We start from the raw sequence: 22,856 nt of genomic DNA, 5'->3' as shown, positions 1-22,856 counted from the left end.
AGGTTTAGAAAAGTAAAAGAGACGATATTGGGTCTGTAGCTCAGCTGGTTAGAGCGCTCGCCTGATAAGCGGGAGGTCGGTGGTTCGAGTCCACTCAGACCCACCAATATCGACTAGAAACAAAGATGGGGCTATAGCTCAGCTGGGAGAGCGCCTGCCTTGCACGCAGGAGGTCTGCGGTTCGATCCCGCATAGCTCCACCATCTTTAAGTGTTTTTATCTGAAAATATTTAAAAATGGTTTCGAAAGCTTTATTGCTAACGAAAGCAAGCTCTTTAACAATTTGGAAAGCTGACTGATTGATTACTTACGAGTAATTCAATCAAATTTAAAAGTTCTCAATGTTTATCTTTCATTAGATAAACACAACAAACACATTCAAGTGTCTTGTATTCGAATCAATGTTTACATTGATTCACAATTGAGTCCGGCAAACAGTTATCAGGAATTAACCCTTCTTGATGACAACCAAAAACCTTGGTTAGTTGCCATACACTAAGACCCTTTCGGGTTGTATGGTTAAGTGACTAAGCGTACACGGTGGATGCCTTGGCAGTCAGAGGCGATGAAAGGCGTAATAACTTGCGATAAGCCCAGATTAGGTAGTAATAACCTTTTGAGTCTGGGATTCCTGAATGGGGAAACCCACTTACATAAGTAAGTATCTTGTTGTGAATACATAGCAACAGGAGGCAAACCGGGGGAACTGAAACATCTAAGTACCCTGAGGAAGAGAAATCAACCGAGATTCCGAAAGTAGCGGCGAGCGAAATTGGATTAGCCCTTAAGCTTTTAATGATGCAGGTGAAGAGTCTGGAAAGTCTCGCAATAAAGGGTGATAGCCCCGTAACCGACACATCATAATCAGTGAAAACGAGTAGGGCGGGACACGTGATATCCTGTCTGAATATGGGGGGACCATCCTCCAAGGCTAAATACTACTGACTGACCGATAGTGAACCAGTACCGTGAGGGAAAGGCGAAAAGAACCCCTGTGAGGGGAGTGAAATAGAACCTGAAACCGTGTACGTACAAGCAGTAGGAGCACCTTCGTGGTGTGACTGCGTACCTTTTGTATAATGGGTCAGCGACTTAATTTTAGTAGCAAGGTTAACCGTTTAGGGGAGCCGTAGGGAAACCGAGTCTTAACTGGGCGTACAGTTGCTAGGATTAGACCCGAAACCAGGTGATCTAGCCATGGGCAGGTTGAAGGTTGAGTAACATCAACTGGAGGACCGAACCGACTAATGTTGAAAAATTAGCGGATGACTTGTGGCTAGGGGTGAAAGGCCAATCAAACCTGGAGATAGCTGGTTCTCCCCGAAAGCTATTTAGGTAGCGCCTCGGACGAATACTACTGGGGGTAGAGCACTGTTAAGGCTAGGGGGTCATCCCGACTTACCAACCCTTTGCAAACTCCGAATACCAGTAAGTACTATCCGGGAGACACACGGCGGGTGCTAACGTCCGTCGTGGAGAGGGAAACAACCCAGACCGCCAGCTAAGGTCCCAAAGTATAGCTAAGTGGGAAACGATGTGGGAAGGCTCAGACAGCCAGGATGTTGGCTTAGAAGCAGCCATCATTTAAAGAAAGCGTAATAGCTCACTGGTCGAGTCGGCCTGCGCGGAAGATGTAACGGGGCTAAGCTATACACCGAAGCTGCGGCTACGTACCTTAGGGTATGTGGGGTAGGGGAGCGTTCTGTAAGCCGTTGAAGGTGGTCTGTAAGGGCTGCTGGAGGTATCAGAAGTGCGAATGCTGACATGAGTAACGATAAAGGGAGTGAAAAACTCCCTCGCCGGAAGACCAAGGGTTCCTGTCCAACGTTAATCGGGGCAGGGTAAGTCGACTCCTAAGGCGAGGCCGAAAGGCGTAGTCGATGGGAAACGGGTTAATATTCCCGTACTTCTTACAATTGCGATGGGGGGACGGAGAAGGCTAGGTGGGCCTGGCGACGGTTGTCCAGGTTCAAGTACGTAGGCGGAAAGTTTAGGTAAATCCGGACTTTCTTAACGCTGAGATACGATGTCGAGCTACTACGGTAGTGAAGTCATTGATGCCATGCTTCCAGGAAAAGCCTCTAAGCTTCAGATTGTAAGGAATCGTACCCCAAACCGACACAGGTGGTCGGGTAGAGAATACCAAGGCGCTTGAGAGAACTCGGGTGAAGGAACTAGGCAAAATGGTACCGTAACTTCGGGAGAAGGTACGCTCTTATCAGTGAAGTCCCTTGCGGATGGAGCAGACGAGAGTCGCAGATACCAGGTGGCTGCAACTGTTTATTAAAAACACAGCACTGTGCAAAATCGTAAGATGACGTATACGGTGTGACGCCTGCCCGGTGCCGGAAGGTTAATTGATGGGGTTAGACTTCGGTCGAAGCTCTTGATCGAAGCCCCGGTAAACGGCGGCCGTAACTATAACGGTCCTAAGGTAGCGAAATTCCTTGTCGGGTAAGTTCCGACCTGCACGAATGGCGTAATGATGGCCACGCTGTCTCCACCCGAGACTCAGTGAAATTGAAATCGCTGTGAAGATGCAGTGTACCCGCGGCTAGACGGAAAGACCCCGTGAACCTTTACTACAGCTTGGCACTGAACATTGAACCTACATGTGTAGGATAGGTGGGAGACTTTGAAACCGCGTCGCTAGATGTGGTGGAGTCGTCCTTGAAATACCACCCTTGTAGTTTTGATGTTCTAACGTTGGTCCCTGAATCGGGATTACGGACAGTGCCTGGTGGGTAGTTTGACTGGGGCGGTCTCCTCCCAAAGAGTAACGGAGGAGCACGAAGGTGGGCTAAACACGGTTGGACATCGTGTGGTTAGTGCAATGGCATAAGCCCGCTTGACTGCGAGAATGACAATTCGAGCAGGTGCGAAAGCAGGTCATAGTGATCCGGTGGTTCTGAATGGAAGGGCCATCGCTCAACGGATAAAAGGTACTCCGGGGATAACAGGCTGATACCGCCCAAGAGTTCATATCGACGGCGGTGTTTGGCACCTCGATGTCGGCTCATCACATCCTGGGGCTGAAGTCGGTCCCAAGGGTATGGCTGTTCGCCATTTAAAGTGGTACGCGAGCTGGGTTTAGAACGTCGTGAGACAGTTCGGTCCCTATCTGCCGTGGGCGTTGGAAAATTGAAAGGGGCTGCTCCTAGTACGAGAGGACCGGAGTGGACGAACCTCTGGTGTTCGGGTTGTCATGCCAATGGCATTGCCCGGTAGCTAAGTTCGGAATCGATAACCGCTGAAAGCATCTAAGCGGGAAGCGAGCCTTGAGATGAGTTTTCCCTGACGCTATAAGCGTCCTAAAGGGTTGTCGTAGACTACGACGTTGATAGGCAGGGTGTGTAAGTGCTGCGAGGCATTGAGCTAACCTGTACTAATTGCCCGTGAGGCTTAACCATACAACACCCAAGGGGTTTTGTGGACTCAAAGAAATACCAAACGCTTGAATGAGTTTGATGAGACTTTTAAATCAGTTTTCCAGATTATTTTGCCTTCAGTTTTTAAAAAACTGAAAGTAAAAGCAAAATTTGCTTGGCGACCATAGCATTGTGGACCCACCTGATTCCATGCCGAACTCAGAAGTGAAACACAATAGCGCCGATGGTAGTGTGGGGCTTCCCCATGTGAGAGTAGGACATCGCCAGGCTTTAAATTAAATCTTTAGGTTGACCGACCTGGAGATATGGACGCTCACTTAGTGAGTTGACCACTGCGGAGTGGTAGTTCAGTTGGTTAGAATACCGGCCTGTCACGCCGGGGGTCGCGGGTTCGAGTCCCGTCCACTCCGCCACTTATTAGAGAAGCCCTGCTAGAAATAGCAGGGCTTTTTTACATTTGGAGAAAAGTGTTTTGCTGTTAGGTTGTATGAGTGCTGTAAAGCTATCTCGCCCCTGCACTCCACGCTATATCCGGAACATATTAGAAAGCCTAGTCTGACGACTAGGCTTTCGTCGTTTCCGGTATATGAATCTTATTATTCAACTTCGAGTTTTGTAGAAGCGTTGTCCGTTGATCTCGAGCTCTGATATTCCAACACTTATTATAAAAGTCCTGCTCTTTCTAGAAGCGCTTGATTACGTTAGTTGATATTTGTGGCTATCGATTCAATGGTTAACCTTTAGAGAATGTCTTAGTGAGGTTTACTTCTTACTAATTTGAACTGGTTGATAAAGATGTCTCGTCTTTAGTCACAAGGTTTTGCTGGTTCGGCAACTCTTGCTATATCTCTATTGCTTAATAGATGAACCTATTAAGCAGTTACGTGAAGTCCCGGCTTTAGCGTCTTATAGTTGGAATATTGATGGCCAATTAATTGCTAATCCAGCGTGATTTAACGTGGCCTTCGATCTGTTGGTGAATGTCTTTAAATGTCTTCTCTCAAAGTGACCTCCTCTTACTCTTCAGCTTAGAGGTGTCACTTTTCTCTATGACTCCCCTCGAACCTCTCCTAAGAGCTTGTTTATAAGAATGGTAAAACTACGTACAGACACATTTAAAGTAGTTCTCCGTGTGTTTGAGAGGCTCTATTGCATAATTTAATAGTTAGTTAGTTTGGTGGCGTAGCGTTGGACGGGTAGGGTTCGATGAGATGTGTTGTAGAAGTTATCTAGGGGTAAATAACAGATACAAAAAAGCCGATGCTAGACATCGGCTTAGTTTGAGTCGTTTTGAATTACGCTGGTTGAACGAGAGCGAGCGCTTTACGAGAAACCTCGTGAGCTGCTTTCGTTAAGTTTTGCTTCTCTAGTGCGTCAGATAGGTATCCGTAATCTGAGACATTTGAACGAAGTGCTAGGGCTTTTTCGAAGTGGTTTTGTGCTTCCGCCCACTTCTGCTCTCTTAGGTAGAACTGAGCCAGAGCGCTGTGTGCTTCGGCATTACCACTGTCTTTACTGATTGAACGTTCTAGCATGACCACTACTGGGTGGTGATCGGCTAGGTTCAGCTCTGGAAGCAACATGTAGAGTTCATTTGAACCACTCTTCGCAATGTTTTCTTTAATCACAGTGAAGGCTTCTGAATCAGCTTTACGAGCGATCAGTTGCTTCACAAAACAGGAAACAAGGTGAGAGCTTTGTTTCTGCTTTCTTGAAAGCTTGTTCCAATGGCTGATTAAACCTTCGCTACCTTGCTGCTGTGCCACATCGTGAAGTAAGCCACATTGTGCTTTCTGTTCCAACTCGACTTGCTCCTCAGCTGTAAGAAGCTTGTTCTTAGCCAGCTTAGGCGTTAGTTCTAGCAATGGCTGCCAAAGTTTAAGCTGCATGTAAGTGGCTTTTAGCAGGCCAAGTACGGCGGTGTTATTCGGGTACGAACCTTTCAATGTTGAAAGTGTATCGAATGCGGCTTCGTAGTTCGACTCACTGATCTGTTGTTTTGCTTTCGTTAGCTCAACGGCCAATAGAGAGTCCTCTTGTTGGCTAGCCAGTTCGATGTACTTATCACGCTCACTTGTATTGCCTTGTTCGTGAGCAGCTTGAGAAGCGACTAAATAACAAAGTAGCGGCATGTCGTGGTGGTTTGCCCAACGAGTTACCTTCTTCTCTGCGCCTTTCCAATCACCTTCAAGAAGCTTGATGATGCCTTCATTGGTATAACGACGAGAGCGCTTTAGTTTACGAACACTGAACCAGTTCCAAGTTGTCGAGCTTGCGTACATAAGCTTTTTAAATAGGTACTCTAAGCCGAATAGAGCCGCTAGAAGAGCAATGACAAAGATAACCAGTGTTGTCACGCTCATCTCAATGGTCTTATTCGCAATTGAGATCAGAACGTAGCCTTGTTGACCAGAGAACTGAGTACCAACAATTAACCCAGCTCCGAGAACGAGAAAAAGAAAAATCCAACGAATCATTATTTTTCCTCCGTGGTCATAACGGTGACTTCACGACGTAGGCGCTCACGTATCACGTCTGATAACTCATTTTGAGACTCAAGTTTCACAGGATATTTCACAGAAATATTCTGCTCGCTCAGCTGCTTAATTGCCTTCTCAAACTCAATCACTGAGTTGTTATCTTGGTTTAGGTACGACTTCGACCACTCGTTAGCTGTTTGTAGTGCTGCACTGTAGATATCGCCTTGCTCTTTGTAGACAGCGCGAATAGCTGTCTCTAGTTTGCCTTTGATATTTTCACGTAGGTAGAAGTGCTGCTCTGGTGATAGTAGAGGAATGACTTCTCCATCACGACTGCGGAAGGTGATGAAGTTTTCTGAGAAATCTTTCATCGACGTCATCAGGTTGTTCTGCCAATCATTGATGTCTTGCGATACGGCTTTTTTCTCAACAACCGCAGCTTCTGGAAGAATCGCATTGGCAAGCGGTAGAGTATCGACTTGTTTTTGTAGGCTTGTGATACGAAGAACTAAGCCATCACGGTCGATCAGGGGGATAGTGCGAAGCTTAGTAATGTCATTGGTCATTGATTGACGAAGAGAGACCAAGCTTGGGTCATTCAGTGCGGCGATACGTTGATCGGCGCTTTCCATTAGTTTGGTGGCACTAACGGCATCATGCTCTAGGAACAGTTTACGACCAGCAAGTTTCACAAGGTAATCAGCTTCAGCAAGCAACCAGTCATTTGGACGACGACCTTTAACGTCAGCAACCGCTAGCTGTAGGCTTTGAATGCTCTTCTGTTGCTGAGATTGCACGACTTGAGTTTTCTCCACCGCATGTGATGCTTCTTGGATTGTCTCTTTCTTGATGGTTTGTAGATCTTTATTTACTGCAGATTGCGTATTTTGCAGTTGTGCTTGAAGAGCTGCGATCTGAGCTGAGTACTCAGCGCTCTTTTGCTGTATTTGAAAGGCAATGCCACTACTGAAAATAATAGAAAAAGCGATCGCAATAGCGCCTAGTGTGACACCGCGCTTACCTTGCTTTTCTGCTTTCTCTATTTGCTCTTTATGCTCAGTTTTAGGCTGATTATTTTTAGCGGTATTTGACGCAGAGGCATCGAGCGTCTTTTCAGGTTGTTTTGTCTCTGTAGAGTCAGCTTTTTCGTTTTCAACAACTACTGGCTGAGTGTCTTGTTTCTTTTCAGGTTCAATATGCTCATTATTTTTTTTGCTTGTCATGCTTATTTCCTGTTCTAGCTAGGGCCGGAGAGCAGCCAGTAATATTTGGTTCGTAGCACTGTGAGTATTGGTCACGTTTGAGAAGCCGAGTTGTTGTGCTCGTTCTACTATGCGCTGGCTTGGGACAAATAAATGTCTTGTTGAAAGCCAAGCCAAATACTCATCAGGGGTAATTGAGCAGAGATACTCCAATTGTTCCTGACTAGTGATGACAACTTTGGACGTTTTTTTGTTTATCCATGTTTGATAGGTATTGTGGTCGCTAATAGGAATATATTCTCTACGGTAGGTCTCACAATAAGAGACTTGTGCACCTCGATTGAGTAGAGAATCTCTAATGAGCTCACGCCCACCATTTCCACGCAGTATCAAAATGGATTTATTATCTACGCCATTAAGTTCAGTAAGTTTGAGAAGATGTTCACTATCACTCACTTTGGGATAGTTTACTTTTTGTTTACTAACTTTGCTTAAAACGTGCGCAGTTTTTTGACCAACGCCAAGATAAAGCGGCGAAGTTGGCCAAATAGATGAAGTTTTCGAAAGGATGTTTTGGGCAGCGGTCACGGCGTGGTGACTGACTGCAATAATGATATCGCTGTTATTAAGCTGGGTGCTTAAATCCGATGAGTGTGGATTATCAACGATACGAATAAGCGGATGATGGATTGCTTGAATCCCTTCATCCGCTAGTTGTTGGCAAAGCGATTGTCCCTCTGAACCGGGACGAGTCACCAACACTGTCATAGTTATTCTTGGTCTGCGTATAGCTTGGTTAAGATTTCTCTCGCGCCATCATCCAGCAATTGATTTGCCAGAGTAACGCCAAGTGCTTCTGCATCTTTGCGAAGGCCAGAGATCTCACCACGAACCATTTTAGAACCATCTGGTTCGCCTACTAATGCACGTAGCCAGATATTATCGCCATCTAATAATGAGTAGCTACCGATAGGAACCTGACAACCACCTTCTAGAGTTAGGTTCATTGCACGTTCGCATAGCACACGATCGGCTGTGTCTTTGTGGTTCAGTGGCTCAAGAAGCTTGATTAGACGTTCATCATCTAGACGACACTCAATACCAACAGCGCCTTGCCCTACAGCAGGTAGAGACTGTTCAGGTTCGATAAAGCTACGGATACGCTCTTCTAGCTCTAATCGCTTAAGGCCAGCTGCTGCCAGCACGATAGCATCGTATTGACCATCATCGAGTTTACCTAGACGAGTACCAACGTTGCCACGCAGCTCTTTGATGATGAGATCTGGGCGGTATTCTAGCAACTGACATTGACGACGCAGGCTGCATGTACCTACGACAGCACCTTGTGGTAACTCATCGATGTTGTTGTAAGTATTTGATACGAAAGCATCACGAGGATCTTCGCGCTCACAAATCGTTACTAGACCTAGACCTTCAGGGAAGTCGACCGGTACGTCTTTCATTGAGTGAACCGCTAGGTCAGCACGACCTTCTAGCATTGCTACTTCAAGTTCTTTAACGAATAGCCCTTTACCGCCTACCTTAGCAAGTGGCGTGTCTAGGATGATGTCACCTTTGGTCACCATAGTTACCAACTCAACCTCTAAACCAGGGTGAGCAGCTTGCAGTGCATCCCTTACAAAGTATGCCTGCCAAAGGGCAAGAGGGCTTTTTCTGGTCGCGATACGGATTGGTGCTGAATTTGTCATGGTGTTTCCGATATAGGTTCTGTAATAGGCTAATCCTACCATTGTGAGGCGAAAATTCTTACTGTTTGATCATTCGATACTTTGATAGCAGAGGGAATTTCATGAGTTCACCAAAATAGTGTGATTGGTATCTCATTTGAAACATGGGCTATTATTAGAAATAGTCAATAAAGAGGACACTACGGCGCCGTGAGTTTTACTTTCAGTCATCAAGGGATTCGTAAGTATGACGGCGTCCTTTGCTTTACCGATAAGGGTAAAAGTGTTAAATTGATCACGTTTTGTTGCTGCTTTCGTTCAGTAACTAAACAGAAGTACACTTAATCTCAAACCAAGGACTTACCTTGCAGGCTTACACTCAAACTTTGATTCAACGATTAGACAATCTAAATCAGCAGCGCATTGATCGTGCGTTGGCGTTGATGAATGTGCAGGGCCAGCGAGTTTTTAACCTTATCCCCGCGCTGCTTCACTTCAATCACCCTATGATGCCTGGTTATTATGACCAACAAGTTCCTTTTGGAATTCGTAGCTTCACGCTTAATGAATTCCAAAAGCAATTTGTCTCTGATACTGAATTAACTCTGGGCGGAAAACTTACCGAGGCCGCTGAACCAGCAATCTTGGGTTTGTACACCATGGGTAGTACTTCGTCTATTGGTCAAAGTACCTCAAGTGATCTTGATATCTGGGTGTGTGTATCTCCAGATATGGATGGCGCATCTCGCGATAGCCTGACCAATAAATGTCTGCTTATTACTGATTGGGCTGAAACCTTAGGGGTTGAAGCGAACTTCTTTTTGATGGATGAAGAGCGTTTCCGCTCGAATCATTCTGAAGAGATGACCGGTGATAACTGTGGTTCTTCACAGCACTTACTACTGCTTGATGAGTTCTACCGCTCAGCCGTTCGTTTGGCTGGCCAGCGTTTGTTGTGGCAAATCATCCCGCCAGAAATGGAGGAGTGCTACGACGAGTATGTCCAAGGTTTATGTAACGATGGTTATCTTGATTGCTCGCAGTGGATCGATTTCGGCAAGCTGAACAGTATTCCTGCTGAAGAGTACTTTGGTTCAAACCTATGGCAGCTCTATAAGAGTATCGACTCACCGTATAAATCGGTGTTGAAGGCGATCCTGTTAGAAGCTTATTCATGGGAATACCCAAACACCCAGCTTCTTAGTATTGACACCAAGCGTCGTTTCTTCGCAGATGAACCTGATCTGTATGGCATGGATAGCTACTATCTGATGCTTGAGAAGGTAACTCGCTACCTAGAACGTATCAACGACCATACTCGATTGGATTTGGTGAGACGCTGCTTCTATCTTAAGACCCACGAGAAGTTGTCACGAGATGCGGGTATTGGTTCTGTCGCATGGCGTCGTGAAGCCTTAACTGAGATGACTAAATCTTGGAACTGGGGACATGAAACCATTGCTGAGCTCGACAACCGCCGTAACTGGAAGGTTGAGCAGGTTAAAGTGGTGCACCATGCGCTGCTTGATGCCTTGATGCTGAGCTATCGTAATCTGATTCAATTTGCACGTCGTAACGACATCACTTCAGCTATCAGCCCGCAAGATATCAGTATCTTGGCACGTAAACTTTACGCTGCGTTTGAGGTGTTACCAGGCAAAGTGACGCTACTGAATCCACAAATATCCCCGGATCTCCATGAGCCTGATTTGAGCTTTATCGAAGTTCGTCAGGGTCAGTCAAATAAAGCGGGTTGGTACTTGTACAAACAGCCTTTGATTGCACATCGCATTCTCGGTCAGCCTTCACTTGAGCACCATGAGTACTTGAGTAAGTTGGTTGCTTGGTCATTCTTTAATGGTTTGATTACTGAGTCGACACGTTTGCACTCTGTGGTTCGTGACGCCCACATTGATATCGATAAGTTCTATCAAATGGTGAGCGATCTACGTAATACCTTCTCTTTGCGTAAGCGTCGTCCGAGTATGCAGGCACTGGCGAGCCCGTGTGAGATAAGCCAACTGGCGATGTTCATCAACTTTGAAAATGACCCGACGTCTGAATTAAGTGGTCGCGCATTAAAAGTGGATCTTAAGAATGCCGATATTTTCAGTTTTGGTGAAGAAGGTAAGAGCTTAGTTGGCAGTGTCGATCTGGTTTATCGGAACTCTTGGCATGAAGTTCGTACACTTCATTTCCAAGGCGAAACCGCGATGCTGGACGCGCTGAAGACGGTACTGGGTAAAATGCACCAGGATGCGTTGCCGCCAGAGTCGGTTGATGTGTTCTGTTACAGCAAAAACCTACGCGGTGTGATGCGTAATATGGTGTATCAACTGCTTGCCGAGTGTATCGATTTACGATTGAAACCAATTGAGCCAGAGAAACGCCGCCGATTTAAAGCTATTCGCCTGGCAAACAAAATGTTTGGTCTGTTCTTTGAACGTCGTGGTGTATCGGTGCAGATGCTGGAAAACTCGGTCGATTTCTATCGTAGTATCTCGACGAATAAGCTGAAGGGCTCACCTTTACTGATGCTCGATAAAGAGCAAGAGTATCAGCTACCAGAAGTGGTTGATGGTTTTGCGAGTGAAGGTTTAATTCAATTTTTCTTTGAGGATACCGACAAAGGTTTCAATATTTATGTATTGGACGAGTCGAATCAGGTTGAGGTGTATCACCAGTACAGCGGTGAAAAAGATGAGATGATCGCAAGCGTGAATTCTTTCTACACTTCAGTAAAAGATGAGTCGAAGGTGTCGTCTAAGTTGATTAACTTTAACCTACCTCAGTACTACCAAATTGTTCACCCTGAAGAAGGTAACTCTTATGTGGTGCCATATCGTAACGATGCGACTTTAGCTTCTCGGAGCTCAAAGATAGTCAATATCTAATCTTACCAAGACTGATTGATATTAAAAAAGGAGTGATTGATTCACTCCTTTTTAGTTTTGCTTACAAATGATTAGACCCAATTAATCTCTTCATCTGCGTGCTTTTCGCACTCTTCTTTGACCATCTCAAACAACGCCATGCCCGTCTTTGAACATGTCCACTTGTCGTCAACTAGCTTGAAGTGAAAGCCGCCAGATTTAGACGCTAACCAGATCTCACGCATTGGTTCTTGGCGATTGATGATAATTTGGCTGCGGTTTTCAAACTCCAACGTCATTACGTTACCAGTCACTTCGTAATCAATATCTGCCTCTGATTCATCGATCGCTTCTTCGATGTTTTGCATCTGTATATCGACCAGCTTATGAAATTCAGTCTCGTTCATCCTTTCTATCCTATTGCTTTTCCTGAGTGTGGTGCGATTATAGGGGGCATTGAGTTAATAATCACGATGTGCAAAATGAAAAAACTAATTACCGCTTTGTTTATGGTGTCCGTTATTGGACTTTCTGGTTGTGGTCAAACGGGTCCTTTGTATGATCCTGATGAAGTTCAACAGACTGAACAATCACAATAAGTGAAAAACGCAGAAATCGTTATTTATAAGGGATAAGAACTTTGGATTACTTCAACTATCAGGAAGATGGCCAGCTTTGGGCTGAGGACGTCGCACTTTCACAACTAGCAGAGCAATATGGTACACCGCTGTATGTATATTCTCGTGCCACATTAGAACGTCACTGGAACGCATTTGACTCATCGGTAGGTGAGCACCCGCATTTGGTGTGTTACGCCGTTAAAGCTAACTCGAATCTAGGTGTGTTGAATACCTTAGCTCGTTTGGGTTCTGGTTTTGACATCGTTTCTGGTGGTGAGCTAGAGCGTGTGGTTGCTGCAGGTGGCGATCCGGCGAAAGTAGTTTTCTCTGGTGTCGGCAAAACAGCCGCAGAAATGAAACGAGCGCTTGAGTTGAACATTAAATGTTTCAACGTAGAGTCTGAGCCAGAACTGGAGCGACTGAATAAAGTGGCCGGTGAACTTGGAGTTAAAGCGCCGATTTCACTGAGAATCAACCCTGATGTTGATGCTAATACTCACCCTTATATCTCTACGGGCCTGCGTGATAACAAGTTTGGTATCGCCTTCGATCGTGCTCCTGCTGTTTATGCGTTTGCTAAAACACTCGATAACTTGTCTATCCATGGTATTGATTGCCACATCGGCTCTCAGTTAACCGATATCGAACCTTTCATCGATGCCACTGATCGCTTGCTTGCGTTGATCGATCAACTACGAGCTAACGATATCAACATCAAGCATCTTGATGTTGGCGGTGGTTTGGGGGTGGTTTATCGTGATGAATTACCACCACAGCCTTCTGACTACGCGAAAGCCTTGTTGGCTCGCCTAGACAATCATTCTGATCTAGAGCTGATTTTCGAGCCTGGAAGAGCGATTGCGGCTAACGCTGGTGTATTATTAACAAAAGTCGAGTTCCTTAAGCCAACAGAGCATAAGAACTTTGCCATTATCGATGCGGCAATGAACGACCTGATGCGCCCTGCACTTTACCAAGCTTGGCAAGATATTGTTCCAGTTAGCCCGCGTCAGGGTGAAGCTGTGACTTACGATTTAGTTGGCCCTATATGTGAAACGGGTGACTTCCTAGGTAAAGATCGTGACCTTGTTCTTGAAGAGGGCGACTTATTGGCTGTTCGTTCAGCAGGTGCTTATGGCTTCGCAATGTCATCCAACTACAACACTCGTTCGCGTGCGGCAGAAGTGATGGTTGATGGCGATAAAACTCATTTGGTTCGTCAGCGTGAAGAGCTTACGAGTCTGTGGGAACTTGAAAACATTCTTCCGGAGTAATTTTAAGCGTTATGCACTTCCACTTTTCTAAAATGCATGGTTTGGGCAATGATTTCATGGTCGTGGACTGCATTACTCAAAATATTTTCTTTTCTCCAGATTTGATCCGTCGTTTGGCGGATCGTCACACTGGTGTGGGTTTCGACCAGCTACTTGTAGTTGAAGCCCCCTATGATCCTGAAACAGACTTCCATTACCGCATATTTAATGCAGATGGCAGTGAAGTGGAGCAGTGCGGCAATGGTGCACGTTGTTTTGCTCGATTCGTTCGCATGAAAGGCTTAACGAATAAGTACAGCATCAACGTGAGCACCAAGAAAGGGAAAATGGTTCTTAAGATTGAAGACAATGATTTAATCACTGTCAACATGGGTATTCCTGAGTTCGAACCGGGCAAGATTCCATTTAAGGCGAAGCAGCCAGAAAAGACGTATATCCTAAGAACGGATGTACACACCTTGTTCTGTGGTGCTGTTAGCATGGGTAACCCACATGTGGTTACCGTAGTTGATGACGTCGATACAGCAGATGTGGATACCTTAGGTCCGCTGCTTGAATCTCACGAACGTTTTCCTGAGCGTGTTAATGCTGGCTTTATGCAAGTGGTTAACCGTGAAGAGGTTCGCTTGCGCGTCTACGAACGTGGTGCGGGTGAAACTCAGGCGTGTGGCAGTGGCGCATGTGGTGCAGTTGCTGTTGGTATAACACAAGGCTTACTGGCTGAGAATGTGAAGGTTCGTCTACCTGGTGGTGACTTACACATTAGCTGGCAAGGCCCTGGGAAACCTCTGTTGATGACTGGCCCAGCAACGCATGTGTTTGATGGTCAGCTTTCTTGCTAATAACGATATAACAAATAGATTTATAAAAAATAAAGGATAGGTTTTGTCTTACGTTGAAGGCGACACTCTGACTGCAGAGGTGGTTGCGGAATATTTACGTGATAACCCAGATTTCTTTCAAAACAGGAAAGATTTGGTTGATCGCCTTGCTATTAATAATGTTGAGCAGGGCGCTGTTTCTCTGGTTGAGATTCAGCTTAAACGTCAGCGTCATAGAATCGAAGAGCTGGAAGAAGAGATCACTGGCCTGATGTCACTAGCGGCGAATAACGATAAAACTTTCTATGAATTCATGGATCTGCAAACTCAAGTGTTGAAATGCAGTGACTTCATTCAGGTTATCAAGGCTGTTGAACAAAAAGCGTTGGAACTAGGGCTTAAGGCTCATGTACGAGTTCTCTCACAATTAGGTTTTTATCAGCTGAATGAAGAGCGTTACTCGAAATTTTCACTTAACCATTTCAATGGCAAAGATGCTTATCTAGGGCGATTGAGAAAGGCAGACAGACACGATTTGTTTGGTGATTATCCAGTTCCAGAGCTAGGCTCTTATGTAGTGCTACCCCTTGCTAAGCGATCTCCACTGGGTGTACTCGCTTTTTCTAGTGAAGATGGCGGCCACTTCCAGCCTCATATGGACACGCTCTTTTTACGCCATTTAGCACTTGTTGTCGCTCATTTGGCGGACACCTTACCTTGGCAGATAAATAATGAGCCTAGAGCCCAAAATACCTCTTCCTAACAGCCTTCAAAAGCCGCTTTCTCGCTTCTATGAATATCTTAGAAGTGAGAAGGGACTCAGCTTACACACCCAACGTAACTACAAACAACAACTTGAAACCATGGCCGCTCATTTAGTCACTCTCGGACTAACGGACTGGGGACAAGTCGATGCGGCGTGGGTAAGACAACTTGCAAGTAAAGGCATGCGCGAAGGAATGAAAGCGAGCAGTATTGCGACTCGCTTATCTTCACTGCGCAGCTTCTTTGATTTCCTTGTCTTGCGTGGCGAAATGACCGCCAATCCAGCCAAAGGGGTTTCAGCACCTCGTAAACAACGTCCTTTGCCTAAAAACCTCGATGTTGATGAAGTCGGTCAGTTGCTTGATGTGAATGAGGACGACCCACTGTCAATTCGCGACCGAGCGATGATGGAAGTGATGTATGGTGCTGGATTACGTTTGGCTGAGCTGGTCGGTATCAATCTTAAAGATGTATTGGGTCGACAAGGCGAAATCCGAGTGATTGGTAAAGGCGACAAAGAACGCAAAGCGCCTTTTTCTGGTTTAGCGAAAGAGTGGGTTGATAAATGGCTCAAAGTTCGTGGTGAACTCGCTTCGCCGGGTGAGCCTGCACTGTTTGTCTCGAAGTTAGGGACTCGTATCTCTCATCGCAGCGTGCAAAAGCGCATGGAAGAGTGGGGCAAGAAGCAATCTGTCGCGAGTCACATCAGCCCGCATAAACTGCGTCACTCGTTTGCAACGCATGTACTGGAGTCGAGCCAAAACCTTCGTGCGGTTCAAGAGTTGCTCGGGCATGAAAACATCTCGACAACCCAAGTGTACACTCACTTAGATTTCCAACATTTAGCACAAGCTTATGACCAAGCTCATCCAAGAGCTCGTAAGAAGAATAAAGATTAGATTAAAGGTTTAACTATGCGAATTTATCGAGGGTTAAAGCCCATCAAAGCCATGACCTTTGATTTGGATGATACCTTGTACGACAACTGGCCTGTGATCATGAAGGTTGAGAAAGAGATGGCGCAGTGGCTTTATCAAAAGCATCCTGTGTCTGCTTCTCTTTCGTTAGAAGAGTGGCAAGGTATCAAACAGCAAGTCGCCTCTGAAAACCCAGCGTTAAAGCATGATGTCACCGTGTGGCGAGAAACACAGATTAAGCGTGGTTTGTTACAACTGGGGTATTCTCAGCAGCAAGCAGAACAAGCGGCTCGTGAAGGCATAGAACACGCCTTGTGGCTGCGTAATCAGGTGGATGTGCCACAGGAAACGCATCGAGTGATGGCTGAGCTGAGCCAACGTATTCCTTTAGTTGCGATTACTAATGGCAATGTCGACCCACATAAAATTGGCTTGGGGCAGTACTTCCAATTAATCCTTAAAGCCGGTCCTGACGGCAGAGCAAAACCCTACCCTGATATGTTTGATAAAGCTCAGCAATACCTAAATTGTGACGCTGAGAATATTCTCCATGTTGGTGACCATCTTAGAACCGATGTCTATGGAGCTAAGACAAATGGTTTCCAAGCATGCTGGTTTAATGATACGGGTTCCAATTTATATGATTCCCCGAAGGCAACCGTGCTGCCTGATGTTGAAATAGAGCAACTTAGTGATCTTATGCGATTAACTTAATGGCCGTAGTAAGCTTAATGTGTCGCATTTATGATATTGAATTGTTACATTAGTCACAATTAAATGCCTGTTTAGGCTAGGATAATTGGCGACTACTTTTGATCGGAATTTTTGATTCATAGTAGTACGGGTTCTCATTTCACTCGATTTCGAACAAGGGTTGGCATGCAAACATTTACATTTCTCGCAAATACTGAGGAGTTATTTAAGTCTCAATTTGATCAGCGAGAGTGGTGTGACAGCAAACAGTACCTTATTCAAATTTTCTCTGCTCAGTCCTCTGATATCGCTCGTCGAATTGCCAATGCAGCCCTCAATCGCATAGGGCATGCGACGTTAATCGGTCAGAGCGCCCGTTATGTTATCTGTGATAACAGCCTGAAGCATGAATGTACCTTAGTCGTCGTCAGTGAATTTAACGATACCCATTTAACGTCTACAGTTCAGACGTTTACCGGAAACCCAAATCAAGACAGCCAAGATCTCGCTTCTCAATTAAACCTTACAGAAGAAACCAAAACGGTTATCAGCTTGTGCGATCAGGTTGAAGGGCGTGACTATCCTATTTATAGCGCCTTTGAGAGTTTACCTTACGCATTACCAGTTGCTGGTGGGCTGTGCCACGAGAATGAATATGGCCGTTGGGTTATGCATAATGAGCAAACCTACCAACATGCTTGTGTTGCGGTTGCATTGACTAACCCTAGCTTAAAGATTTGGTCGGACGCGTATTCTGAGTGGAATCCTATTGGGATGAAATTGCGAGTGACACACGCAGTTGGAAATCGTTTATATGCGTTGAATGACAAGCCGGCTATCGAGGTGTTCAAACATTACCTTGCTGACGGTAAAGATCTGCCTTTTAGTCAGTTGATGAGTTTCCCCCTGTATCGAGAGCTCGGCAGAAAGAAGTGCATCTCGACGCCTCTACGTATTAATGATGATGGTAGTATTGAGTTTGATAGCCCTTGGCATGTCGGCGAAGAGGCCCAGTTTTGTTATAACCATCCTTCTTTGACCGCAGAAAAAGTTCGTCACGGCGCTGAGATGCTTGCCGTGCATCAGCCTGAATCTGTGATCATCTATAACTGTGTATCTCGACTAGAGTTTATCGACAGTAAACTTGAGCTCAAACCATTTGAAGGGATAGTAAACGCGTGTGGTGCATACTGCATGGGAGAACTATATCGCAACGACGATCGCCAAGAGATACTGCATCACAGCCTTACCTATATTGCGATGAGAGAGTCGGACGAGATTAATGAGTTTCGTTGCGAAGATTTCAAGCGAGACTCAACGGTATCGCCACTACTCAACTTAGTCAGAAATGCGGTCGCAGACCTCGACAGTATGAATACTCAGATGGAGAACAAACTCCATCAACAAGCACGTCGCTTAACTGAAAGCTACCGTATTGACTCTCGCACTGGGCTACCTAACCGTATTGTATTAAAAGAACGCCTCAATACGATTTTATTCAATGAACATCTGTTGACGCTGAAGCTGACTAATTTTCATCAAGTTAACGAAAAATACGGTTATCAAGTGGGTGACCAATTACTGCTTGATCTGTCGAATCATTTTGTCGACCGATTGCACCTTAGTGTGGCTAAGGAATCCAAGGTAAAGGTTGAACTGTTCAGTATTGGTGTCGGTGAGTGGGCAATTATCTTTAACGCGAGTGTCGATAGCGTGAAGATAGAGCAACGTTTCGTCGAGTTTGCTGATGGTATTGAGCATATTAATTTTGAGCCATATGGATTAACCGACATAGACTACCTTTCGGTTTCTCTGTGTGGTGGTTTCGCTAGTCGCTGTGATTTCTTAGCTGATAGCGGTGATGAGATCTTGTTGAAAGCGATTGAAGCTCGACGCTACGGGGTGCGGAACAATACTCACATCACTAATGCCAAAAACATTCAGGTGAGTGAGGAAGATCGTAAAGAACAACTAGGCTGGTTGAGCTGTGTAAGCCGCGCAATCTTAGATCAGAACATTATCACCTACTCACAGCCGATTGTGGCGTCTGGTACTCACGAAATGATTGGCCAAGAGTGCTTGGTCAGAATCATGGAGTCGGATGGTACCATTGTACTCCCTGGTAAGTTCTTACCCATTATTGCTGACACGCATCTCTATACTCGCCTTAGCCGGCACATGATTCGAAACACCATTGGCTACATGGCAAATAAGCAGAGTTCTTTTTCAATCAACCTATCCCCACAAGACTTACTGAGCGATAAGACGCTTGAGGTTCTCGAGTCAGCGATTAGTGGTATGAACGACCCCACTCGACTTGGTCTAGAGGTTCTCGAGTCTGAACAGATCAAAGATTATGGCCGCATGATAGAAGTGTGTGATCACTTCCGTGCTCTTGGGGCGAGAATCATTGTTGATGACTTTGGTTCTGGTTATTCCAATATTGATGAGATCATTAAACTTGAGCCGCAGATCATTAAGCTCGACGGTAGCTTGATTCGCAATATCGACAAAGACCCAAAGCAAAGGAATATCGCCTCTCAATTAGTACGCTTGTGTCAGGTGTTTAACGCCAAAACAGTTGCCGAATTTGTCCATAACCAACAGGTTTGTGAAATTGCAGAGCAAATGGGTGTCGATTATCTGCAAGGTTATTACTTTGGCGAGCCTAAGCGACTGTTTTAGTTATTAAAACCATCAGATCTTAACGTTACTTGCTTTTAAAGTGCTTCACTGGCACTGATGATGGCTCTTTAGTGGAATGAATGATGTCTAACTAGCGTCACATTATTTATAAGACGATTGTAAGTATTCCGTGCAAGCTTTATCTATAATAAGCACAATAACAAATCATTAACGTAACGATTAATGTGAATATGCAATCGACCTCTTTCCAGATACAAGACATTAAGTGCACCCAGCGTGAATTGCAAAAGATAGATTTTCATCAACATGACAATCTACTGATTCAGGTGTTTTCTTCTTTCGAGAAAGATTCGGTGTTGGCTGCCTGCCAAGTAATTCAGTCGACTTTCCCCAACGCCAAATTGATTGGTTGTAGCGCTAATCACTACATCAGCCAAGGTGTGATCCTGCATAAAGGTCTCTATGTTATTGTTACTCGCTTTGAGGCGACGTCTTACACTTGTGGTGTTGTCGAATATAGCGAGCAGCCTCGACGGGATAGCCAAGCGATGTGGCAGCAGCTTGAATGTAATGCTGATACTCAAAGCATTATCTGTTTCGCCGATCGCTTGCAGATAAATAACCAAGATCTATTTTCAGCGTTTGAGCAGTCGATATATTCATTACCTATTTGTGGCGGTGCATCGACCATTACAGAGCATGGACGATGGGTGATGCTCGATGGTATTTGCTATGAAAATGCCTATGTCATGTTAGCACTGCACAGTGTTGAACTCGCAATTACTAAGGGGTATTACTGCGAATGGAACCCCATTGGTCGTACCTTCCGAGTGACTGGCGCTCAAGATAATCGGCTAGCTGAATTGGACGGTATACCTGTCCGAGAAGTCTATAATCGTTACCTCGCTGACGGTCTCGAAATCCCTTTTGAGCAACTGTATAACTTCCCCTTGATGGTCGGTGAACCCAAAGACCAGAACACTCACTTACCGCTCAAGGTAACAGAGGGCGGAGAGATAGAATTCAGTGGGTCGTTTCAAGTTGGTGATGAGGTGCGGTTTTGTTATGACCATCCTTCATTGACCCTAGAGCAAATCCGATTGGGCGTTCAACAGATTGCTTCCCATAAACCAGAACAGTTTTTTATCTACAACTGTACCTCTCGCATTGATTTCATTGATGGCAACCAAGAGGTTGAGGTTTTCCAAGCATTAGCGGACACCTATGGCGTGTACTGCATGGGAGAGCTCTATCAAGATAATGGCCAGCAACGAATTTTGCATCATAGCCTCACTTATCTTGCGCTTAGGGAAGGTGAAGGCAAGGCGGTATTGCCATTAGAGACACAACCCGCGACCAATATTTCCCCTCTGTTTTCATTGATACGAAATGCTCTGCTTGATGTCGATGACATGAACAACAGCATGGCGAGTAAGATTCAACAGCAAGCGACCGCATTGACTACGAGCTACCGAATTGATCGCCGTACAGGTTTACCTAACCGAAGCGTACTGCGTGAAAAACTGTCAAAAATGAGTACCGATAGTCATTTGTTGGCTTTGAAAGTCACGACATTTGGCCAAATCAATGAGAAGTATGGCTATCGAGTCGGTGACAAGCTTCTGCATGATTTAAGCGAGTATTTTCAAAAGGCGCTGTGGCAGTTCTTTGATGAGGGGTGTCAGCTCTATAGCATTGGTATCGGTGAGTGGGCGGTGGTGTTTGATAGCTGGGTGGGGCAAGAACATATTCATCAGCGTTTTTCTGAATTTGCAGACCAAACGGAACATGTGAATTTTGAACCAACGGGGTTGCCTGATATTGATTACCTGTCGGTATCCATCTGTGCGGGCATAGCCAGCCGTCGAGATTTTCCTACGACCTCGATTGATGATTTGTTGTTGAAGGCGATTGATGCTAGGCGCAGCGCCGTGAGTCAGAACAAGCATCTAGTGAGCGCCAAGACGCTCATTCAATTGGAGAAGCATCGCCAAGAGCAGCTTGGCTGGCTGTCGTGTGTCAGTCGCGCGGTGCTTAATCAGAATATTGTGGCCTGTTCCCAACCTATTGTCTCGGCACACAGCCATCAGGAAGAAAGCTATGAGTGCTTGGTTCGAATTGAAGAGGACGGTCAGTTGATTGCGCCGGGTAAGTTCTTGCCAATCATAGAAGGAACGCATCTCTATACGCGTCTGAGTCGACAGATGATAACGCGTACCTTCGATTTTATGAGTCAGCGAACCGATTCATTCTCAATTAACTTAGCGCCTCAAGATTTTAGCAATGAGAAAACCATTCTTCATCTTGAGCAAGCCATCAAAAAAATCAGTCATCCACAGCGTATTGGTTTAGAGGTGTTGGAAACCGAACAAATTCAGGATTACGGTCGCTTGATCGAGGTGTGTAATCACTTCCGTGACCTCGGTGTGAATATTATTGTTGATGACTTTGGTTCGGGCTACTCGAACATTGATGAGATATTGAAATTGGAACCACAGGTGATAAAGCTCGATGGCAGCTTGATTCGCAATATCGATAAAGATAAGAAACAGCGCAAGATCGCTCAGCAACTGGTGAGTTTGTGCCAGATACTGAACGCTAAAACAGTTGCGGAGTTCGTACATAATGAACAGGTGTGTCGAATCGCAGAGGATATGGGTGTCGATTACCTGCAGGGTTACTACTTTGGTCAACCTCAGCGCTTATTCTGATAGGGAGAGTAAAATCTCTTTTCAACGAACAGCTAGAGTGTGCGTTTCACGTGAAACACTAAATGGTTCAATAGATTAAAGTACGATGTAAAAAGGGTGAGCTCATGGCTCACCCTTTTGTTTTCAGTATTTGTCCCGTCCTGAAATGTGTCTGTTGTCTTCCCGCGCTCGTGCTTGTTCTATTTGAGAGCATGACCACATTTGTCGGCGTGGAATACTTTTAGATACTGTTGGTAGTAGTTATCAATGAGCTTGGCTGGTTCGCTTTCACCTAAAGATTTGAGCAATTCAATGCCCACTTCGCAAGTACACAAATGGCCAATGTCTTGATTGCGGCGCAAGGTGTAAGAGGATTCGCTGGTGATGTCGAGATGAACTTGTGGGACTGCTTGTAACCACGAGCTCTTGTTAAGCATCTTCTTCGCTTCTTGCCATGTGCCATCCAAGATGATGAATAGCGGTTTACGATTCTGGGCTTGGGTCATCACAGCTTGCTGACACTCGATGCTTTGATCACTTGGGAATAACAGAAACGGTTGTCGTGTTTCATCTTCAAGCAGTGCCATTAGCTCCGCTGGTGGTGTTTTCCTTTGCCATACCAAGGACTGACACTGCTCAAGAGATTGCTGAAGCAGCTTTCCGGTGTTGGTGTCTCGCGACAGCTCATTCTCATGAGTCAATAGTACAAGATCAGTTTGGCTTTCAACCGTCGGTATTAGATGACAAACGCATTGGTGAGTGAAGCCACAACCAGGGCAAGCTTGTTGGTTACTCATG

Annotated in this window: 15 protein-coding genes, 3 tRNA genes and 2 rRNA genes; 14 read left to right on the top strand and 6 right to left on the bottom strand. The window is 45.4% G+C overall.

Annotated elements, in window-relative coordinates; all coding sequences use genetic code 11:
* Positions 1–29 precede the first annotated feature (29 nt).
* From OCV30_RS15105 to OCV30_RS15085, 5 genes are all read left to right on the top strand, one after another.
* Positions 30–106 (top strand) — tRNA-Ile (locus OCV30_RS15105).
* Positions 107–127: 21 nt separating this feature from the next.
* Positions 128–203, top strand: a tRNA-Ala gene (locus tag OCV30_RS15100).
* A 314-nt stretch (positions 204–517) separates the two neighbouring features.
* Positions 518–3,410: ribosomal RNA gene (locus OCV30_RS15095) — 23S ribosomal RNA — on the top strand.
* Between the two features lie 132 nt (positions 3,411–3,542).
* A 5S ribosomal RNA gene (gene rrf / locus OCV30_RS15090) occupies positions 3,543–3,658 on the top strand.
* Positions 3,659–3,725: 67 nt separating this feature from the next.
* A tRNA-Asp gene (locus tag OCV30_RS15085) sits at positions 3,726–3,802 on the top strand.
* A gap of 882 nt (positions 3,803–4,684) precedes the next feature.
* Here the strand turns inward: OCV30_RS15085 and OCV30_RS15080 are convergent.
* The 4 genes from OCV30_RS15080 to hemC are packed head-to-tail and all read right to left on the bottom strand — an operon-like array spanning position 4,685 to position 8,780.
* Complete coding sequence (locus tag OCV30_RS15080; RefSeq protein WP_065679911.1) at positions 4,685–5,866, bottom strand: heme biosynthesis protein HemY; 1,182 nt, start codon at positions 5,864–5,866, stop codon at positions 4,685–4,687.
* A complete protein-coding gene (locus tag OCV30_RS15075; RefSeq protein ID WP_065679910.1) occupies positions 5,866–7,092 on the bottom strand; it encodes a uroporphyrinogen-III C-methyltransferase in 1,227 nt (408 codons plus the stop codon). Before OCV30_RS15075 ends, OCV30_RS15080 begins: the two co-directional genes overlap by 1 nt.
* Positions 7,093–7,110: 18 nt before the next feature.
* Positions 7,111–7,839: a uroporphyrinogen-III synthase gene (locus tag OCV30_RS15070; protein WP_065679909.1), complete on the bottom strand. Its 729-nt coding sequence runs from the start codon at positions 7,837–7,839 to the stop codon at positions 7,111–7,113.
* 2 nt (positions 7,840–7,841) lie between these two features.
* Positions 7,842–8,780: a hydroxymethylbilane synthase gene (gene hemC / locus OCV30_RS15065; RefSeq protein WP_009848205.1), complete on the bottom strand. Its 939-nt coding sequence runs from the start codon at positions 8,778–8,780 to the stop codon at positions 7,842–7,844.
* Between the two features lie 344 nt (positions 8,781–9,124).
* On the opposite strand from hemC, the gene OCV30_RS15060 reads away from it, so the two are divergent.
* Positions 9,125–11,653: a class I adenylate cyclase gene (locus tag OCV30_RS15060; RefSeq protein WP_009848206.1), complete on the top strand. Its 2,529-nt coding sequence runs from the start codon at positions 9,125–9,127 to the stop codon at positions 11,651–11,653.
* A gap of 71 nt (positions 11,654–11,724) precedes the next feature.
* On the opposite strand, the gene cyaY is transcribed toward OCV30_RS15060, so the two are convergent.
* The gene (cyaY, locus tag OCV30_RS15055) at positions 11,725–12,039 is read right to left on the bottom strand and encodes an iron donor protein CyaY (protein ID WP_009848207.1); all 315 of its coding nucleotides are present in this window, start codon (positions 12,037–12,039) and stop codon (positions 11,725–11,727) included.
* Positions 12,040–12,114: 75 nt separating this feature from the next.
* Here cyaY and lptM point away from each other — a divergent pair, with 75 nt between their 5' ends.
* The 8 genes from lptM to OCV30_RS15015 all read left to right on the top strand — a co-directional run bounded on the left by lptM (position 12,115) and on the right by OCV30_RS15015 (position 22,079).
* On the top strand, positions 12,115–12,231 hold the full coding sequence (gene lptM, locus OCV30_RS22955; protein WP_407829960.1) for an LPS translocon maturation chaperone LptM: 117 nt from the start codon (positions 12,115–12,117) through the stop codon (positions 12,229–12,231).
* Between the two features lie 41 nt (positions 12,232–12,272).
* Positions 12,273–13,526, top strand: a complete 1,254-nt coding sequence (lysA, locus tag OCV30_RS15045) for a diaminopimelate decarboxylase (protein ID WP_009848209.1) — start codon at positions 12,273–12,275, stop codon at positions 13,524–13,526.
* 11 nt (positions 13,527–13,537) lie between these two features.
* Positions 13,538–14,368 (top strand): diaminopimelate epimerase, encoded by an 831-nt coding sequence (dapF, locus tag OCV30_RS15040; protein WP_009848210.1) that lies wholly within the window; start codon positions 13,538–13,540, stop codon positions 14,366–14,368.
* A gap of 43 nt (positions 14,369–14,411) precedes the next feature.
* Positions 14,412–15,110, top strand: coding sequence for a DUF484 family protein (locus tag OCV30_RS15035; RefSeq protein WP_012605049.1), 699 nt, complete (start codon positions 14,412–14,414; stop codon positions 15,108–15,110).
* Positions 15,079–16,011: a tyrosine recombinase XerC gene (gene xerC / locus OCV30_RS15030; protein WP_065679908.1), complete on the top strand. Its 933-nt coding sequence runs from the start codon at positions 15,079–15,081 to the stop codon at positions 16,009–16,011. Before OCV30_RS15035 ends, xerC begins: the two co-directional genes overlap by 32 nt.
* A 15-nt stretch (positions 16,012–16,026) precedes the next feature.
* Positions 16,027–16,743: a 5-amino-6-(5-phospho-D-ribitylamino)uracil phosphatase YigB gene (gene yigB, locus OCV30_RS15025; protein WP_017103560.1), complete on the top strand. Its 717-nt coding sequence runs from the start codon at positions 16,027–16,029 to the stop codon at positions 16,741–16,743.
* A 165-nt stretch (positions 16,744–16,908) separates the two neighbouring features.
* A complete protein-coding gene (locus OCV30_RS15020; protein WP_065679907.1) occupies positions 16,909–19,407 on the top strand; it encodes a bifunctional diguanylate cyclase/phosphodiesterase in 2,499 nt (832 codons plus the stop codon).
* A gap of 191 nt (positions 19,408–19,598) precedes the next feature.
* Positions 19,599–22,079, top strand: a complete 2,481-nt coding sequence (locus OCV30_RS15015) for a bifunctional diguanylate cyclase/phosphodiesterase (protein ID WP_065679906.1) — start codon at positions 19,599–19,601, stop codon at positions 22,077–22,079.
* A 179-nt stretch (positions 22,080–22,258) separates the two neighbouring features.
* On the opposite strand, the gene OCV30_RS15010 is transcribed toward OCV30_RS15015, so the two are convergent.
* Positions 22,259–22,855: a tRNA-uridine aminocarboxypropyltransferase gene (locus OCV30_RS15010; RefSeq protein WP_065679905.1), complete on the bottom strand. Its 597-nt coding sequence runs from the start codon at positions 22,853–22,855 to the stop codon at positions 22,259–22,261.
* Position 22,856 lies beyond the last annotated feature (1 nt).

The sequence above is a fragment of the Vibrio atlanticus genome (genome assembly GCF_024347315.1).
In the GTDB taxonomy this organism is placed as follows: domain Bacteria; phylum Pseudomonadota; class Gammaproteobacteria; order Enterobacterales; family Vibrionaceae; genus Vibrio; species Vibrio atlanticus.
This window is presented reverse-complemented; position numbering and strand designations above follow the sequence as displayed.

Coding starts and splice junctions, on each gene's coding strand:
- OCV30_RS15080 (WP_065679911.1), bottom strand. CDS start 5,866: ATGATTCGTTGGATTTTTCTTTTTCTCGTTCTCGGAGCTGGGTTAATT.
- hemC (WP_009848205.1), bottom strand. CDS start 8,780: ATGACAAATTCAGCACCAATCCGTATCGCGACCAGAAAAAGCCCTCTT.
- OCV30_RS15010 (WP_065679905.1), bottom strand. CDS start 22,855: ATGAGTAACCAACAAGCTTGCCCTGGTTGTGGCTTCACTCACCAATGC.
- lptM (WP_407829960.1), top strand. CDS start 12,115: ATGAAAAAACTAATTACCGCTTTGTTTATGGTGTCCGTTATTGGACTT.
- OCV30_RS15070 (WP_065679909.1), bottom strand. CDS start 7,839: ATGACAGTGTTGGTGACTCGTCCCGGTTCAGAGGGACAATCGCTTTGC.
- dapF (WP_009848210.1), top strand. CDS start 13,538: ATGCACTTCCACTTTTCTAAAATGCATGGTTTGGGCAATGATTTCATG.
- OCV30_RS15015 (WP_065679906.1), top strand. CDS start 19,599: ATGCAATCGACCTCTTTCCAGATACAAGACATTAAGTGCACCCAGCGT.
- xerC (WP_065679908.1), top strand. CDS start 15,079: ATGAGCCTAGAGCCCAAAATACCTCTTCCTAACAGCCTTCAAAAGCCG.
- OCV30_RS15075 (WP_065679910.1), bottom strand. CDS start 7,092: ATGACAAGCAAAAAAAATAATGAGCATATTGAACCTGAAAAGAAACAA.
- OCV30_RS15020 (WP_065679907.1), top strand. CDS start 16,909: ATGCAAACATTTACATTTCTCGCAAATACTGAGGAGTTATTTAAGTCT.
- yigB (WP_017103560.1), top strand. CDS start 16,027: ATGCGAATTTATCGAGGGTTAAAGCCCATCAAAGCCATGACCTTTGAT.
- cyaY (WP_009848207.1), bottom strand. CDS start 12,039: ATGAACGAGACTGAATTTCATAAGCTGGTCGATATACAGATGCAAAAC.